This is a genomic window from Pseudomonas sp. LLC-1 (assembly GCF_002992185.1).
Lineage (GTDB): Bacteria > Pseudomonadota > Gammaproteobacteria > Pseudomonadales > Pseudomonadaceae > Aquipseudomonas > Aquipseudomonas monteilii.
In genome coordinates this window covers 186,020-201,546 of sequence record NZ_LUVY01000010.1, presented here as the reverse complement: position 1 = coordinate 201,546, position 15,527 = coordinate 186,020, and the positions used below count along the sequence as shown (strand labels likewise).

Genomic DNA, 15,527 nt, shown 5'->3' with positions numbered 1-15,527 from the left:
GGCGATCCTGTGGGAGCTGGCTTGCCGGCGATAGGGCCGGGGCAGGCATAAAGTGTTTCAGGCTGTTCAAATATTCACCAACCTCCTTGCTTGTCCGCCCCGCCTTCTCTACAATTGCGCCCCTTGCCGAGCTGGCAGGCGCTCATGTGCCTCCCCTCCGTGCAAGACATACAGTGTCATTCACTCCTTGTCTGACCAGATTCACTGGCAGACTACTAACCCGTAAGGAGCATTCATGCGTCATTACGAAATCATCTTCCTGGTTCACCCGGACCAGAGCGAACAAGTCGGCGGCATGGTTGAGCGTTACACCAAGCTGATCGAAGAAGATGGTGGCAAAATCCACCGCCTGGAAGACTGGGGCCGTCGTCAACTGGCCTACGCAATCAACAATGTTCACAAGGCTCACTACGTGATGCTGAACGTTGAGTGCACCGGCAAGGCCCTGGCCGAGCTGGAAGACAACTTCCGCTACAACGATGCCGTTATCCGTAACCTGGTCATCCGTCGCGACGAAGCCGTTACCGGCCAGTCCGAGATGCTGAAGGCTGAAGAGAACCGCAGCGAGCGCCGTGAGCGTCGCGAGCGTCCTGAGCATGCTGACTCCGCCGAAGGCGACGACAGCAATGACAGCGACTCCAGCGATAACGCTGACGAGTAATCCACGGACCTTTAGAGGAGCCTATTAAATGGCACGTTTCTTCCGTCGTCGTAAATTCTGCCGCTTCACTGCTGAAGACGTGAAAGAGATCGACTTCAAAGATCTCAACACCCTGAAAGCTTACGTATCCGAAACCGGCAAGATCGTTCCAAGCCGTATCACCGGTACCAAAGCTCGTTATCAGCGTCAGCTGGCTACCGCTATCAAGCGCGCCCGCTTCCTGGCCCTGCTGCCCTACACCGACAGCCACGGCCGCTGAGACCGGGTCGTCGACAAGCAGTAAGGGATTAGCATGCGAGCGTTAGCAAGTTTCATCATGCGCGGTCGTGTGCAGGCCACCCTGGTGGTGGTCATCAGCGCGGTACTGCCGCTGCTGTTCTGGTTGAGTGCCGCTGCCAGCAGCCTTGTGCTGCTGCGGCGTGGGTTCAAGGATGCTACAACGGTCATCGCCGGCGGCCTGCTGGCCGGGCTGGCCGTGTGGGTCATGGGCGATCCCATCACCTTTCTGGTGATTGCGGGTGCCCTGGCCCTGGCCGCCATGCTGCGTGCCGAGCATCCCTGGAACCGGGTGTTGCTGGCCAGTGCCGTGTTCGCCGTGGCGTTTAGCCTCGTGCTTGATCTGGCGCTGGCACAAACCTTCGATGTGCTGGCCAAGGCGTTTGCCGAAGCCATGCCGAAAATCGAAGGGCAACCGGTGCTCTCCGGTGAGCTGATCCGCCCTGTGCTGGTCGCTTCCACAGCAGTGACGGTGCAATTGTTCAGTGTGTTGGCGTTAATGCTGGCGCGCTACTGGCAGGCAGCGTTGTACAACCCTGGAGGCTTCGGTCGCGAGTTTCGCGAACTGAAGTTGCCGAAACAGACCATGGCGGTCTTGGTGGCAGTGATGGTGGTGGCGCCGTTTATCGGCCCGCAGTTCATCATCCTGGCATCGGCGTCCAGCCTGGTTCTGGTACTGGCCGGCATCGCCTTGATGCACGGGCTGGTGGCACAGGGTCGACTGGCCGGTTTCTGGCTGGTGGGCATGTACGTGACGCTGCCGCTGATCATGCAGCTGATTTATCCGTTGCTGGTGGTTTTGGCCATTGTCGACAGCCTGATTGATTTTCGCGGTCGCAAGTCCCCCAAGGGGAATGACTCCGCGAACGGTGAAGGTTAAAAGTTAAGAGGTTTTACCAAATGGAACTGATCCTGCTGGAAAAAGTCGCTAACCTGGGCAACCTGGGCGACAAAGTAAAAGTTAAGGCTGGTTACGGCCGTAACTTCCTGCTGCCATTCGGCAAGGCCACCGTTGCCAACGCCGCCAACCTGGCTGCGTTCGAAGAGCGTCGCGCCGAGCTGGAAAAAGCAGCCGCTGACAAGAAAGCTTCGGCTGAAAGCCGCGCTGCCCAACTGGCCGAGCTGGAAGTGACCATCACTGCCACCGCTGGCGACGAAGGCAAGCTGTTCGGTTCGATCGGCACCCACGACATCGCTGACGCCCTGACCGCCTCCGGCGTTGAAGTGGCCAAAGCTGAAGTTCGTCTGCCGAACGGCACCATCCGTCAGGTTGGCGAATACGACGTAGCCGTGCACCTGCACAGCGACGTTGAAGCCACCGTACGCGTGGTTGTCGTAGCTGCCTAAGCTGCGCTGACTGGCTGGCTCCTTGCGAGCCAGGCGGTTAACATCGGGCACGGTCCTGTTTTCGACAGGCCGTGCCCTTTGTCTTTTTCATCCTCCAGAATTCTTTCGTGGCCATGAACGAGATCACCAACTCCGAACAGCTAGACCTGCAAACCGCAGCCCTGAAGGTGCCGCCGCATTCCATCGAGGCCGAACAGGCCGTGCTCGGTGGCCTGATGCTGGACAACAACGCCTGGGAGCGAGTGCTGGATCAGGTGTCGGATGGCGACTTTTACCGGCATGACCACCGCCTGATCTTCCGTGCCGTGCACAAGTTGGCCGACGCCAACCAGCCATTCGACGTGGTGACCCTGCACGAGCAGCTGGATAAAGAAGGCCTCTCTTCGCAAATCGGCGGCCTGGCGTACCTGGCCGAGCTGGCCAAGAACACCCCGTCGGTGGCCAACATCAAGGCCTATGCCGCGATCATTCGCGAGCGGGCCACGTTGCGCCAACTGATCAGCATCAGTACCGACATCGCCGACAACGCCTTCAACCCGCAGGGGCGTAACGCCGAAGAAATCCTCGACGATGCCGAACGGCAGATCTTCCAGATCGCCGAGGCGCGACCGAAAACCGGTGGCCCGGTAGGCGTCAACGAGCTGTTGACCATGGCCATCGACCGCATCGATACGCTGTTCAACTCCGACAGCGATATCACCGGCGTGTCCACCGGCTTTACCGACCTGGATGAAAAAACCAGTGGCCTGCAGGCGGCCGACCTGATCATCGTCGCGGGCCGTCCGTCGATGGGTAAGACCACCTTCGCCATGAACCTGGTGGAAAACGCCGTGCTGCGTACCGATAAGGCAGTGCTGGTGTTCTCCCTCGAGATGCCAGGCGAATCGCTGATCATGCGTATGCTTTCGTCGCTGGGCAGAATCGACCAGACCAAGGTGCGTTCCGGCCAGCTGGACGACGATGACTGGCCGCGCCTGACCTCGGCGGTGAACCTGCTCAACGACCGCAAGCTGTTCATCGACGATACCGCTGGCATCAGCCCCTCGGAAATGCGCGCCCGTACCCGTCGGCTGGCCCGTGAGCACGGCGAAATCGCCATGATCATGGTCGACTACCTGCAGTTGATGCAGATTCCGGGGTCGGCTGGCGACAACCGGACCAACGAAATTTCCGAGATTTCCCGCTCGCTCAAGGCCCTGGCCAAGGAATTCAACTGCCCGGTCATCGCCCTGTCGCAGCTGAACCGCTCCCTGGAACAGCGCCCGAACAAACGCCCGGTGAACTCCGACTTGCGTGAATCCGGTGCTATCGAGCAGGACGCCGACGTGATCATGTTCGTGTACCGCGACGAGGTGTACCACCCCGAGACCGAGCACAAGGGCGTGGCGGAAATCATCATCGGTAAGCAGCGTAACGGCCCCATCGGCTTCGTACGCCTGGCGTTCATCGGCAAGTACACCCGCTTCGAGAACCTAGCGCCGGGCATGTACAACTTCGACGACGACGAATAAAGGCGAACTCAGCAACCTGTGAGGGCGGGTAAACCCGCTCCCATAGGGTTCGCCATGCTCCCAATGAATCCGACAACCATCGTCGGATTTGGTCAAAATTTGTGCTATATTCCGCGCCCGCGATTTCCCTGCACACCAGAACCGGTCACTGACATGCAAGCAGCCAAACCACTCTACGACTATCCCAAGTACTGGGCCGAATGCTTCGGGCCAGCACCTTTCCTGCCAATGAGCAGGGAGGAGATGGATCTGCTCGGCTGGGATTCCTGCGACATCATCATCGTGACCGGTGATGCCTACGTCGACCATCCGTCGTTCGGCATGGCGATCATCGGCCGCCTGCTGGAAGCCCAGGGCTTCCGCGTGGGCATCATTGCCCAGCCGAACTGGCAGTCGAAAGACGACTTCATGAAGCTCGGCGAGCCGAACCTGTTCTTCGGTGTGGCCGCCGGCAACATGGACTCGATGATCAACCGCTACACCGCAGACAAGAAGATGCGTTCGGACGATGCCTACACCCCCGGTGGTTTGGCCGGCAGCCGTCCGGACCGCGCCAGCCTGGTGTACAGCCAGCGCTGCAAGGAAGCCTACAAGCATGTGCCGATCGTACTCGGCGGCATCGAGGCGTCGCTGCGCCGCATCGCCCACTACGACTACTGGCAGGACAAGGTCCGCCACTCGATCCTGATCGACGCCAGTGCCGACATCCTGCTGTTCGGCAACGCCGAGCGTGCGGTGGTCGAAGTGGCCCAGCGCCTGTCCAACGGCGAGAACATCGAAAGCATCACCGACGTGCGCGGCACGGCCTTCGTGCGCCGTGACACCCCGCAAGGCTGGTACGAGATCGACTCGACCCGCATCGACCGCCCTGGTCGCGTGGACAAGATCATCAACCCGTACGTGAACACCCAGGACACCCAGGCCTGCGCGATCGAGCAGGCCAAGGGCGACCAGGAAGACCCGAACGAAGCCAAAGTGGTGCAGATCCTCGACAGCCCGAGCGTGACCCGTGAAAAATCGGTGATCCGCCTGCCGTCGTTCGAAAAGGTGCGTAACGACCCGGTTCTCTACGCCCACGCCAACCGCGTGCTGCACCTGGAAACCAACCCGGGCAACGCCCGTGCCCTCGTGCAGAAGCATGGCGAAGTGGATGTGTGGTTCAACCCGCCGCCCATCCCCATGAGCACCGAAGAAATGGACTACGTGTTCGGCATGCCGTACGCCCGTGTGCCGCACCCGGCCTATGGCAAGGAGCGCATTCCGGCCTACGAGATGATCCGTTTCTCGGTGAACATCATGCGTGGCTGCTTCGGTGGCTGCACCTTCTGCTCGATCACCGAGCACGAAGGCCGCATCATCCAGAACCGCTCGCACGAGTCGATCCTGAACGAGATCGAAGAGATGCGCGACAAGGTGCCGGGCTTCACCGGCGTGGTCTCCGACCTTGGCGGCCCGACCGCCAACATGTACCGCATCGCCTGCAAGAGCCACGACATCGAGAAGCACTGCCGCAAGCCGTCGTGCGTGTTCCCCGGCATCTGCGAAAACCTCAACACCGACCACAGCTCGTTGATCGAGCTGTACCGCAAGGCCCGTGCCTTGCCGGGTGTGAAGAAGATCCTGATCGCCTCGGGCCTGCGTTACGACCTGGCCGTTGAGTCGCCGGAGTATGTGAAGGAGCTGGTCACCCACCATGTGGGCGGTTACCTGAAGATTGCCCCGGAGCACACCGAGCGTGGCCCGCTGGACAAGATGATGAAGCCGGGCATCGGCACCTACGACCGCTTCAAGCGCATGTTCGAGAAGTTCTCGAAAGAGGCGGGCAAGGAACAGTACCTGATCCCGTACTTCATCGCCGCGCACCCGGGCACCACCGACGAAGACATGATGAACCTGGCCCTGTGGCTGAAGGGCAACGGCTTCCGCGCCGACCAGGTGCAGGCGTTCTACCCGTCGCCGATGGCTTCGGCCACGGCCATGTACCACTCGGGCAAGAACCCGCTGCGCAAGGTGACCTACAAGAGCGAAGGGGTGGAGATCGTCAAGAGCGACGAGCAGCGCCGCCTGCACAAGGCGTTCTTGCGCTACCACGACCCGAAAGGCTGGCCGATGCTGCGTGAAGCACTGCAGCGTATGGGCCGTGCCGACCTGATCGGCCCGGGCAAGCACCAGCTGATCCCGCTGCACCAGCCGCAGACCGATACCTACCAGAGCGCACGCCGCAAGAACTCGACGCCGGCGGGCAGCCACAAGGTGGGCAAGGATCAGAAGATCCTGACCCAGCACACCGGCCTGCCACCGCGTGCCAGCGATGGCAGCAAGCCGTGGGACAAACGCGAGAAGGCCAAGGCCGAGGCGTTTGCGCGTAACGAGAAGGCGGCCAAAGAGCGCAAGGAAGCGGCCAAGGGTGGCAAGGGCAACAAGAAGCCGCGCCAGCCCGTTATCCCGCGCTGATTTCGGGGGCCGCTTTGCGGCCCATCGCCGGCAAGCCAGCTCCCAGAGGTACAGCGCAAGTCTTGAGCTTTGTGCGATCAGTGTGGGAGCTGGCTTGCCGGCGATGGGCTGCAAAGCAGCCCCGAAATCTCAAGGTCAATCAGGCTTCTGGTCGACCCACTTCGGCGCCACCGGCGCAATGAAGCTGTCCATGCCATCCAGCAGTTCATCCGGCTGCTGCTCCAACAACAACATCGCCCGATGTTGCGGCCGCACAAAGCCTTCTTCGACGATATGGTCGAGGAACCCGCCCAGCTTGTCATAGAAGCCGTTCACATCGAGCAGCCCCAGCGGCTTGGCGTGATAGCCCAGTTGCCCCCAGGTCCATACCTCGAACAATTCTTCCAGCGTACCCAGCCCACCCGGCAGGGCGATGAAGGCATCGCTCAGCTCGGCCATGCGTGCCTTGCGCGCGTGCATGCCATCGACCACTTCCAGGCGCGTCAGGCCTTTGTGGCCGACTTCAGCGTCCAGCAGGCTTTGCGGGATGATGCCGACCACTTCGCCACCTGCTGCCATGGCCGCGTCGGCCACCACGCCCATCAGGCCCACGGCGCCGCCGCCATACACCAGGGTCAGGCCACGGCGGGCAATGGCCTGGCCGAGCGCGACGGCAGCTTCACGGTAAGCAGGGTTGGCGCCAATGCTGGCACCACAGAATACACAAACGGAACGTACGGGCATTGCTCATCTCCTGTCACTCAGGTGCACAGGGTACGGCGCATGCCCGTTGCTTCCAAGGCCGCGTTCATTCCGGGCGGGAGAATTCGCAGATGGCGCCGGTAGCCCCGTGGGCATAGGCGGCGAGCAGGCTATTGATGAAGGCAGAGATGGGCATTTGGTATTGCTCCTAAATGAGAGGTTGTCCCATCGTCTAATAAAAGGGCATGATGTGCCCTTAGATTGGTTGTATACAATCCATTGAACAATTCTACTGGCTGGCCTCTTGACACCCCCTTGACCCATATCAGCAAGGGGCTGAACGGTTTCAGGCAGTCTCGCAATTGATAAAACCCTGCCAAGGAGATTCATGATGTTTGCGAAAGCTGTAGCGGTATCCCTGCTGACCCTCGCCAGCGCCTCTGTCTTCGCCGCCGAGTGCTCGGTAACTGTCGACTCGACCGACCAGATGTCCTTCAACACCAAGGAAATCACCGTCGACAAGAGCTGCAAGGAATTCACCGTCAAACTGACCCACTCGGGCAACCTGCCGAAGAACGTGATGGGCCACAACCTGGTGATCAGCAAGACTGCCGACATGCAGGGCATTGCTACCGAAGGCATGAGCCAGGGCCTGGACAAGGACTACATCAAGGCTGACAACGCCGCGATCATCGCTCACACCAAGATGATCGGTGCGCCTGAGAAAGAAACCGAAGTGAAGTTCGACGCTACCAAGCTGGAAGCCGGTGGTGACTACAGCTTCTTCTGCACCTTCCCGGGCCACATCTCGATGATGAAGGGCAAGGTTGTCGTCAAGTAATGACAGCTGAGTAGGCCTATCGGGCCTATTCGCGGGCACGCCCGCTCCCACAGGATCACCACACACTCTGAAGGCTGTGTAGTACCTGTGGGAGCGGGCGTGCCCGCGAAGCTTTTCAAGGGGCGAACGGCAGTTCGCGCTTGTGCTGGGTCTTGCGGTAGGTGGCAACGATGATGTCGAACGCCGCCTGATCGACCGGCTGACCATGCAGGAAGGCATCGATCTGCTGGTAGGTCACGCCATGGGACGCTTCGTCCGGCTTGCCCGGCGCCAGGTCCTCAAGGTCTGCAGTCGGCACCTTCTCCACCAGTGACTCCGGCGCACCAAAGCTGCGCGCAATGGCCCGTACCTGGTTCTTCACCAGCCCGCTCAGCGGCGCCAGGTCGCAGGCACCATCACCAAACTTGGTAAAGAAGCCCATTACCGCCTCGGCGGCGTGGTCGGTACCGATCACCAGGCCTGCACGTGCGCCGGCAATGGTGTACTGGGCGACCATGCGCGTACGCGCCTTGACGTTGCCCACCACGAAGTCCACTAGGGTTGGCGAGCCATTCTTCAGTTCTACAACCTCAGCGGCCAGCGCCCTCACTGCCGGGGCAATGTCGACGGTGTGCACTTCATCGGCCTTGATCACGTCCAGGCAAGCCTGGGCGTCATGCTCGTCATGCTGGACCTGGTACGGCAGGCGCACGGCAATGAAGGTGTAGGCCTTGTCGCCGGTCTCGGCGCGCAGTTCGTTGATGGCGCGCTGGGCGAGCAGGGCGGCGGTCAGCGAGTCGACGCCACCGCTGATGCCCAGCACCAGGGTCTTGAGCCGGGCGTTGGCCAGGCAGTCCTTGATGAACGCCACGCGCCGGGCGACTTCGGCCTCAAGCGCGGCAGTGTCGGCGAACGGCGGCTGTACCTTCAGTGCCTGGGCAATCTCTTGCTGAACCGCTTGCATGGGTTACTCCTTGCTGGGGACTTTGAATACGTGGCGCAGGTAGGCGACGAAGTTCTCGTCGCGGCATTGGGTCTTGGCGGCTTCGTCCGAGATCTTGGCCACTGGCGCGCCGTTGCAGTCGGTCATTTTAAGCACGATGCTCATCGGGGCCACACCCGGGATGTCGCAGGTCAGGTTGGTGCCGATGCCAAAACTGACGTTGATGCGACCGCGCAGGGCACGGAAGATTTCCAGCGAACGGGTGAGGTTGAGGCCATCGGAAAACACCAGGGTCTTGGTCATCGGGTCGATACCCAGTTTCTGGTAGTGGGCAATGGCCTTCTCGGCCCAGGCCACCGGTTCACCGGAGTCGTGGCGCAGGCCGTCGAAGAGCTTGGCAAAGTACAGGTCGAAATCGCCAAGGAAGGCATCCATGGTGATGCAGTCGGTCAGGGCGATGCCGAGCAGCCCGCGGTATTCGCGCACCCAGCAGTCCAGCGCGGCGATCTGGCTGTCGATCAGGCGTGGGCCGAGTTGCTGGTGGGCCATGATCCATTCATGGGCCATGGTGCCCAGTGGCTTGATATCCAGTTTCCATGCCAGGTCGACGTTGCTGGTGCCGACGAAGCGGCCCGGGAAGTCGTCGCGCAGTACCCGCACCACGTCTTCCTGCACACGGCTGGAAAAGCGCCGCCGGGTGCCGAAGTCGGCTACCTGCAGCTCGGCCAGTTCATCGTCACTGGCATGCGCGCGCAGCCAGTCGAACTTGCGGTACAGCTGGTCGCGGGCCTCCGCCAGGCGCATGCGTGGGTGCAGGTGGCGGTTGCGCACTTCGCTGATGATGGCCAGCAGCGGTACTTCGAACAGAATCACATGCAGCCACGGGCCTTTCAGGCGCAGGAACAGCTGGTCGTTTTCGATGCCGATGCGCACGTAGCGCAGGTTGAAGCGAAACAGCCGCAGAAAACGCAGGAAGTCGGGCTTGAGGAAGCTGATGCGCTCGAGGAAGGCCGGCTGGCCATCATCCAGGGTGAGGTCGCTGAGCAGTTCGAGCTGGTGGCGGATCTCGCCAAGATACGGGCGCAGGTCCTCGCCGTTGCGGCAGCGGAATTCCCATTCGACGTCGGCGTCCGGGTAGTTGTGCAGCACACCCTGCATCATGGTGAGTTTGTAGAAGTCGGTGTCGAGCAGGTTGTGCACGATGCGCTCGGCGAATGCGCTCTCGCTCATCAAGGGGGCTCCGGAAGCGGCGAATGGCGGACATTGTGCCAGCCTTTTGGGGATTGTTGTGTCCGGGCTTGCCCGCGAAGAGGCCGGAACAGCCAAAACAGAGGTGTTTTTCCGTGCACCGGCTAGCCTTGAAACGGTGCCGCCTGTAGCAGTCACGCACCAGCGGTGTGCAGTTCGGTGACGTCCGCTGTTACAGGCTGGTTGCACGTTAACACTTGGCGGGGTTGCAATGATGGCACCAGGCGGTTGCTCCTTGTCTGTACGTGTGGTGGCGCCTGCCGCGTGGCAGACGGTTGCACGCTCAATAAAGAAAAGGCCGCCGGTCGCCTGCTGGCGCCCAGCACAGTGTGTTTTCCCGGAAGACAAACCCTATGGCACGGCCCTTGCTCTGAGCACAGGGTTGAGAAGTTGTAGTGCCAACCAAAAAAAACTCTAGGAGCACCACCTCATGTCGCAGACGTTTTACAAGAAAGGTTTCCTGGCTCTGGCCGTGGCTACAGCACTGGGTGTTTCTTCGTATGTTCAGGCCGACGTCAAGATCGGTGTAGCGGGCCCGATGACCGGGGCGAACGCAGCGTTTGGCGAGCAGTACATGAAAGGTGCGCAGGCAGCGGCCGACAAGATCAACGCCGCCGGCGGCGTGAATGGCGAAAAAATCGTCCTGGTAAAAGGCGATGACGCCTGCGAGCCGAAGCAGGCCGTAGCCGTGGCCAACCGCCTGGTCGACCAGGACAAGGTGATCGGCGTGGTCGGCCACTTCTGTTCCTCCAACACCATCCCGGCCTCCGAGGTGTATGACGAAGCCGGCGTTATCGCCATCACCCCAGGCTCCACCAACCCGCAGGTGACCGAACGCGGCCTGAGCGCCATGTTCCGCATGTGCGGCCGTGACGACCAGCAGGGCATCGTGGCCGGCGACTACATCGTCGACGTGCTCAAGGGCAAGAAAGTCGCGGTGCTGCACGACAAGGACACCTACGGCCAAGGCCTGGCCGACGCCACCAAGGCGCAGCTGGAAAAGCGCGGCGTGAAGCCTGTGCTGTACGAAGGCCTGACCCGTGGCGAGAAAGACTTCAGCGCCGTGGTTACCAAGATCCGCTCCACCGGTGCCGACGTGGTCTACTTCGGCGGCCTGCACCCGGAGGCTGGCCCGCTGGTACGCCAGCTGCGCGAGCAGGGCCTGAAGGACGTCAAGTTCATGTCCGATGACGGCATCGTCACCGACGAACTGGTGGCCACCGCTGGCGGTGCGCAATACGTCGATGGCGTGTACATGACCTTCGGCGCCGACCCGCGCCTGCTGCCAGACAGCAAGGCGGTGGTTGAAGAGTTCCGCAAGAACGGTACCGAACCTGAAGGCTACACCCTGTATGCCTACGCCTCCCTGGAAGCCCTGGCCGCCGGTTTCAATGGCGCCAAGTCGAACAAGGGCGAAGACGCCGCCAAGTGGCTCAAGGCCAACCCGGTCAAGACTGTGATGGGCGAGAAGAAGTGGGACAGCAAGGGCGACCTGACCGTGTCCGACTACGTGGTCTACCAGTGGGACAAAGACGGTAAATACCACCAGCTGGAAAAACAAAAATAACAACGGCCCGCGGCCCGGGTGCGCCTGCCCCCGGGCCAAAGCCCCGCGGTACCTGTCTTTATCCGTAGATCTGCACAGTACTGCGCTGCGAGGGCCGCCTTGTCCCAGGCCCGCCGTGGTCGGCGCTCGTGCAATCTCAATCAGGTGAGATTGCGTTATGGATGGTATTTTCCTGCAGCAACTGGTCAACGGCCTGACCCTCGGGTCGGTCTATGGCCTGATCGCCATCGGCTACACAATGGTCTATGGCATTATCGGCATGATCAACTTCGCGCACGGCGAGGTGTACATGATCTCCGCGTACCTCGCAGCGATCAGCCTGGCATTGCTGGCTTACTTCGGTATCGAGTCGTTCCCCCTGCTGATGCTGGGCACGCTGTTGTTCACCATCGTCGTTACGGGCGTATACGGCTTCACCATCGAGCGCATCGCTTACAAACCCCTGCGTAACTCCACCCGCCTGGCACCGCTGATCAGCGCCATCGGTATTTCGCTGATCCTGCAAAACTATGCACAGATCAGCCAGGGTGCCCGCCAGCAAGGTGTTCCGACCTTGCTTGAAGGTGCCATGCGTGTCGAAGTCGGCACCGGCTTCGTGCAACTGACCTACACCAAGATCTTCATTCTGGTGGCAGCCTTCGTCGGCATGGGCCTGCTCACCTACGTGATCAAGTACACCAAGCTCGGCCGCATGTGCCGCGCCACCCAGCAAGACCGCAAGATGGCCTCGATCCTGGGCATCAACACCGACCGGGTGATTTCCTACGTGTTCGTCATCGGCGCAGTCATGGCCGCGCTGGCCGGCGTGCTGATCACCATGAACTACGGCACCTTCGACTTCTACGCCGGCTTCATCATCGGCATCAAGGCGTTCACCGCCGCCGTGCTGGGTGGTATCGGCTCGCTGCCTGGCGCCATGCTCGGCGGGATCATCCTGGGTATTTCCGAGTCGCTGTTCTCTGGCCTGATCAACTCCGACTACAAGGACGTGTTCAGCTTCTCGCTGCTGGTGATGATCCTTATCTTCCGCCCACAAGGCCTGCTGGGTCGCCCGCTCGTGGCTAAGGTGTGAACATGTCCGTTGCCAAAACTGCCGCTGTTACCGAAACCAAGGGTTTCGACCTTAAACGCAGCCTGCTGGAGACCATCGTCGCCGGCCTGCTGGCACTCATAGTGTTTGGCCCGGTCGTCGGCGTGGTGCTCGACGGCTACAGCTTCAACGCCGAGCCGCGGCGCGTGGCCTGGCTGGTGGGCGGGGTGATGCTGGGGCGCTTCCTGCTCAGCCTGTACCTGCAGACCGCTGCTGGCACGCGCATGCTTCAGGGCTTTGAAAGCGGTGGCTCGGGCGTGCATGTGAACGCACCGGACTACAAGTCGCGCTTGCGTTACATCATCCCCGCGCTGATCGTGATTGCCATTGTGTTCCCGGTGTTTGCCAACAAGTACCTGCTGACCGTGGTCATCCTCGGGCTGATCTACGTGTTGCTGGGCCTGGGCCTTAACATCGTGGTCGGCCTGGCCGGCCTGCTTGACCTGGGTTACGTGGCGTTCTATGCCATTGGTGCCTACGGGTTGGCGCTGGGCTACCAGTACCTGGGCCTGGGCTTCTGGAGCGTGCTGCCACTGGCGGCCATTGCCGCAGCACTGGCGGGGTGCATTCTCGGGTTCCCGGTGCTGAGGATGCACGGTGACTACCTGGCGATCGTGACCCTGGGCTTTGGTGAAATCATCCGCCTGGTGCTGAACAACTGGCTGTCGTTCACCGGTGGCCCCAACGGCATGCCGGCCCCGTCGCCAACCTTCTTCGGCCTGGAGTTCGGCCGTCGGGCCAAGGACGGCGGCGTACCGATTCACGAGTTCTTCGGCTTCGATTACAACGCCAACCTCAAGTTCGTGTTCATCTACGCGGTGCTGTTCATCGTCGTGCTGGCCGTGCTGTACATCAAGCACCGCCTGACCCGCATGCCGGTCGGCCGGGCCTGGGAAGCACTGCGTGAAGACGAGATCGCCTGCCGTTCGATGGGCCTGAACCACGTACTGGTCAAGCTCTCGGCCTTTACCCTGGGTGCTTCCACTGCCGGCCTGGCCGGGGTGTTCTTTGCCACTTACCAGGGCTTCGTCAACCCGTCGTCGTTCACCTTCTTCGAGTCGGCGCTGATCCTCGCCATCGTCGTACTGGGTGGCATGGGCTCGACTGTGGGCGTGGTGATCGCAGCGTTCGTGCTGACCGTGGCGCCCGAGTTGCTGCGCAGCTTCTCCGAATACCGGGTACTGCTGTTCGGCGTGCTGATGGTGCTGATGATGATCTGGCGACCGCGTGGGCTGATCCGCATCAGCCGTACCGGTGTGACCCCGCGTAAAGGAGTGGCGCCATGAGCGACGATATCATTCTCTCGGTCGACAACCTGATGATGCAGTTCGGTGGCATCAAGGCGCTCAGCGACGTCAGCCTCAAGGTCAAGCGCAACCAGATCTTCGCCCTGATCGGCCCCAATGGCGCGGGCAAGACCACGGTGTTCAACTGCCTGACCGGCTTCTACAAGGCCAGCGGCGGGCGCATCGAGCTGAACGTGCGCGGCAGCCACACCAACGTCATCCAGCTGCTTGGCGAGCGCTTCCAGGCGGCGGACTTCGTGTCGCCGGCGCGCTTTGCCAACCGCCTGTACTACAAGATGTTCGGCGGCACCCACCTGGTCAACCGCGCAGGCCTGGCCCGTACGTTCCAGAACATTCGCCTGTTCAAGGAAATGTCGGTGGTGGAAAACCTGCTGGTGGCCCAGCACATGTGGGTCAACCGCAACCTGCTGGCCGGTGTGCTCAACACCAAGGCTTACCGCAAGGCCGAGAGCGATGCGCTGGACCACGCCTTCTACTGGCTGGAAGTGGTCGACCTGGTGGACTGCGCCAACCGCCTGGCCGGCGAGTTGTCTTACGGCCAGCAGCGCCGCCTGGAGATTGCCCGGGCCATGTGCACGCGGCCAAAGATCATCTGCCTGGACGAACCGGCAGCAGGCCTGAACCCGCAGGAAACCGAAGCCCTCAGCCGCATGATCCGTGTGTTGCGGGACGAGCACGACATCACCGTGGTGCTGATCGAGCACGACATGGGCATGGTCATGAGCATTTCCGACCATATCGTGGTGCTGGACCACGGCAACGTGATTGCCGAAGGCGCCCCGCAAGACATCCGCCACAACCCGACGGTGATCGCCGCCTACCTGGGTGCAGACGAAGAGGAACTGGTATGAGTGCGCCCATTCTCGAACTGAAGGACCTGGACGTGTTTTATGGGCCGATCCAGGCGCTGAAAAAGGTGTCGATGCACATCAATGAAGGCGAGACGGTCAGCCTGATTGGTGCCAACGGTGCGGGCAAGTCGACCCTGTTGATGTCTATTTTCGGCCAGCCACGGGCAGCGTCGGGGCATATCGTTTATCGCGGCACCGACATCACCCGCAAGTCGTCGCACTACATCGCCTCCAACGGCATCGCTCAGTCGCCGGAAGGGCGCCGGGTGTTCCCCGACATGACCGTCGAGGAGAACCTGATGATGGGCACCATCCCCATCGGCGACAAGCATGCCGACGAAGACATGCAGCGTATGTACGAGCTGTTCCCGCGCTTGAAGGAGCGGCGTAACCAGCGGGCCATGACCATGTCCGGGGGTGAGCAGCAGATGTTGGCGATTGCCCGGGCACTGATGAGCCGGCCGAAGTTGCTGCTGCTGGATGAGCCGTCGCTGGGGCTGGCGCCGATTGTGGTCAAGCAGATCTTCTCGACCTTGCGCGAGCTGGCCAAGAGCGGGATGACCATCTTTCTGGTGGAGCAGAACGCCAACCATGCGCTGAAGCTGTCGGACCGGGCGTATGTGATGGTCAACGGGCAGATCCGCATGACCGGGACCGGGCAGGAGTTGCTGGTCAACGAAGAGGTGCGCAACGCCTACCTTGGCGGGCACTGAGTTTCATTCGGGGCCGCTGAGCGGCCCCGTTCTCAATGTGGACAACTTGCCGCGGGCC

General features: G+C 61.4%; 15 protein-coding genes. 12 read left to right on the top strand and 3 right to left on the bottom strand.

The features are described 5' to 3' along the window. The first annotated feature begins 235 nt into the window (after nucleotides 1-235). The 6 genes from rpsF (at nucleotide 236) to A0O30_RS09495 (ending at nucleotide 6,249) form a co-directional block, all read left to right on the top strand. A complete protein-coding gene (rpsF, locus tag A0O30_RS09520) occupies nucleotides 236-661 on the top strand; it encodes a 30S ribosomal protein S6 (protein ID WP_003249557.1) in 426 nt (141 codons plus the stop codon). 28 nt (nucleotides 662-689) lie between these two features. Continuing rightward, on the top strand, nucleotides 690-920 hold the full coding sequence (gene rpsR, locus A0O30_RS09515; RefSeq protein WP_003249563.1) for a 30S ribosomal protein S18: 231 nt from the start codon (nucleotides 690-692) through the stop codon (nucleotides 918-920). A 33-nt stretch (nucleotides 921-953) separates the two neighbouring features. Further along, on the top strand, nucleotides 954-1,817 hold the full coding sequence (locus A0O30_RS09510) for a hypothetical protein (protein ID WP_105946302.1): 864 nt from the start codon (nucleotides 954-956) through the stop codon (nucleotides 1,815-1,817). A gap of 20 nt (nucleotides 1,818-1,837) precedes the next feature. After that, a complete protein-coding gene (gene rplI / locus A0O30_RS09505; protein ID WP_003249568.1) occupies nucleotides 1,838-2,284 on the top strand; it encodes a 50S ribosomal protein L9 in 447 nt (148 codons plus the stop codon). A gap of 113 nt (nucleotides 2,285-2,397) precedes the next feature. After that, complete coding sequence (dnaB, locus tag A0O30_RS09500) at nucleotides 2,398-3,795, top strand: replicative DNA helicase (protein ID WP_060500398.1); 1,398 nt, start codon at nucleotides 2,398-2,400, stop codon at nucleotides 3,793-3,795. 153 nt (nucleotides 3,796-3,948) lie between these two features. Next, complete coding sequence (locus A0O30_RS09495; protein WP_105946301.1) at nucleotides 3,949-6,249, top strand: YgiQ family radical SAM protein; 2,301 nt, start codon at nucleotides 3,949-3,951, stop codon at nucleotides 6,247-6,249. A gap of 135 nt (nucleotides 6,250-6,384) precedes the next feature. Here the strand turns inward: A0O30_RS09495 and A0O30_RS09490 are convergent, their stop codons facing one another. Beyond that, nucleotides 6,385-6,972 carry a TIGR00730 family Rossman fold protein gene (locus tag A0O30_RS09490; RefSeq protein ID WP_105946300.1) on the bottom strand — a complete coding sequence of 196 codons (588 nt, stop codon included), beginning with the start codon at nucleotides 6,970-6,972 and terminating at the stop codon, nucleotides 6,385-6,387. Nucleotides 6,973-7,321: 349 nt separating this feature from the next. On the opposite strand from A0O30_RS09490, the gene azu reads away from it, so the two are divergent. Beyond that, entirely contained in the window at nucleotides 7,322-7,771 is a 450-nt protein-coding gene (gene azu, locus A0O30_RS09485) for an azurin (RefSeq protein ID WP_025752457.1), read from the top strand. A gap of 115 nt (nucleotides 7,772-7,886) precedes the next feature. Here the strand turns inward: azu and nadE are convergent, their stop codons facing one another. After that, nucleotides 7,887-8,714 (bottom strand): ammonia-dependent NAD(+) synthetase, encoded by an 828-nt coding sequence (gene nadE, locus A0O30_RS09480; RefSeq protein WP_019098913.1) that lies wholly within the window; start codon nucleotides 8,712-8,714, stop codon nucleotides 7,887-7,889. A 3-nt stretch (nucleotides 8,715-8,717) separates the two neighbouring features. Beyond that, a complete protein-coding gene (gene pncB / locus A0O30_RS09475) occupies nucleotides 8,718-9,923 on the bottom strand; it encodes a nicotinate phosphoribosyltransferase (RefSeq protein WP_060498568.1) in 1,206 nt (401 codons plus the stop codon). 448 nt (nucleotides 9,924-10,371) lie between these two features. Here pncB and A0O30_RS09470 point away from each other — a divergent pair, with 448 nt between their 5' ends. From A0O30_RS09470 to A0O30_RS09450, 5 genes are all read left to right on the top strand, one after another. Next, complete coding sequence (locus A0O30_RS09470; protein ID WP_060498567.1) at nucleotides 10,372-11,508, top strand: branched-chain amino acid ABC transporter substrate-binding protein; 1,137 nt, start codon at nucleotides 10,372-10,374, stop codon at nucleotides 11,506-11,508. A gap of 157 nt (nucleotides 11,509-11,665) precedes the next feature. Next, the gene (locus A0O30_RS09465; protein WP_019098910.1) at nucleotides 11,666-12,580 is read left to right on the top strand and encodes a branched-chain amino acid ABC transporter permease; all 915 of its coding nucleotides are present in this window, start codon (nucleotides 11,666-11,668) and stop codon (nucleotides 12,578-12,580) included. Between the two features lie 2 nt (nucleotides 12,581-12,582). Beyond that, complete coding sequence (gene livM, locus A0O30_RS09460) at nucleotides 12,583-13,884, top strand: high-affinity branched-chain amino acid ABC transporter permease LivM (RefSeq protein WP_016712245.1); 1,302 nt, start codon at nucleotides 12,583-12,585, stop codon at nucleotides 13,882-13,884. Then, a complete protein-coding gene (locus A0O30_RS09455) occupies nucleotides 13,881-14,756 on the top strand; it encodes an ATP-binding cassette domain-containing protein (protein WP_019098909.1) in 876 nt (291 codons plus the stop codon). Before livM ends, A0O30_RS09455 begins: the two co-directional genes overlap by 4 nt. Further along, nucleotides 14,753-15,469 carry an ABC transporter ATP-binding protein gene (locus A0O30_RS09450; RefSeq protein WP_016712243.1) on the top strand — a complete coding sequence of 239 codons (717 nt, stop codon included), beginning with the start codon at nucleotides 14,753-14,755 and terminating at the stop codon, nucleotides 15,467-15,469. Before A0O30_RS09455 ends, A0O30_RS09450 begins: the two co-directional genes overlap by 4 nt. The last annotated feature ends 58 nt before the right edge of the window (nucleotides 15,470-15,527 follow it).

What these genes read in the sequence shown, in the direction of transcription:
- nadE (WP_019098913.1), bottom strand. Translation starts at nt 8,714, where the DNA reads ATGCAAGCGGTTCAGCAAGAGATTGCCCAGGCACTGAAGGTACAGCCG.
- A0O30_RS09465 (WP_019098910.1), top strand. Translation starts at nt 11,666, where the DNA reads ATGGATGGTATTTTCCTGCAGCAACTGGTCAACGGCCTGACCCTCGGG.
- rpsF (WP_003249557.1), top strand. Translation starts at nt 236, where the DNA reads ATGCGTCATTACGAAATCATCTTCCTGGTTCACCCGGACCAGAGCGAA.
- A0O30_RS09510 (WP_105946302.1), top strand. Translation starts at nt 954, where the DNA reads ATGCGAGCGTTAGCAAGTTTCATCATGCGCGGTCGTGTGCAGGCCACC.
- A0O30_RS09495 (WP_105946301.1), top strand. Translation starts at nt 3,949, where the DNA reads ATGCAAGCAGCCAAACCACTCTACGACTATCCCAAGTACTGGGCCGAA.
- rplI (WP_003249568.1), top strand. Translation starts at nt 1,838, where the DNA reads ATGGAACTGATCCTGCTGGAAAAAGTCGCTAACCTGGGCAACCTGGGC.
- livM (WP_016712245.1), top strand. Translation starts at nt 12,583, where the DNA reads ATGTCCGTTGCCAAAACTGCCGCTGTTACCGAAACCAAGGGTTTCGAC.
- A0O30_RS09450 (WP_016712243.1), top strand. Translation starts at nt 14,753, where the DNA reads ATGAGTGCGCCCATTCTCGAACTGAAGGACCTGGACGTGTTTTATGGG.
- pncB (WP_060498568.1), bottom strand. Translation starts at nt 9,923, where the DNA reads ATGAGCGAGAGCGCATTCGCCGAGCGCATCGTGCACAACCTGCTCGAC.
- A0O30_RS09470 (WP_060498567.1), top strand. Translation starts at nt 10,372, where the DNA reads ATGTCGCAGACGTTTTACAAGAAAGGTTTCCTGGCTCTGGCCGTGGCT.
- dnaB (WP_060500398.1), top strand. Translation starts at nt 2,398, where the DNA reads ATGAACGAGATCACCAACTCCGAACAGCTAGACCTGCAAACCGCAGCC.
- A0O30_RS09455 (WP_019098909.1), top strand. Translation starts at nt 13,881, where the DNA reads ATGAGCGACGATATCATTCTCTCGGTCGACAACCTGATGATGCAGTTC.
- A0O30_RS09490 (WP_105946300.1), bottom strand. Translation starts at nt 6,972, where the DNA reads ATGCCCGTACGTTCCGTTTGTGTATTCTGTGGTGCCAGCATTGGCGCC.
- rpsR (WP_003249563.1), top strand. Translation starts at nt 690, where the DNA reads ATGGCACGTTTCTTCCGTCGTCGTAAATTCTGCCGCTTCACTGCTGAA.
- azu (WP_025752457.1), top strand. Translation starts at nt 7,322, where the DNA reads ATGTTTGCGAAAGCTGTAGCGGTATCCCTGCTGACCCTCGCCAGCGCC.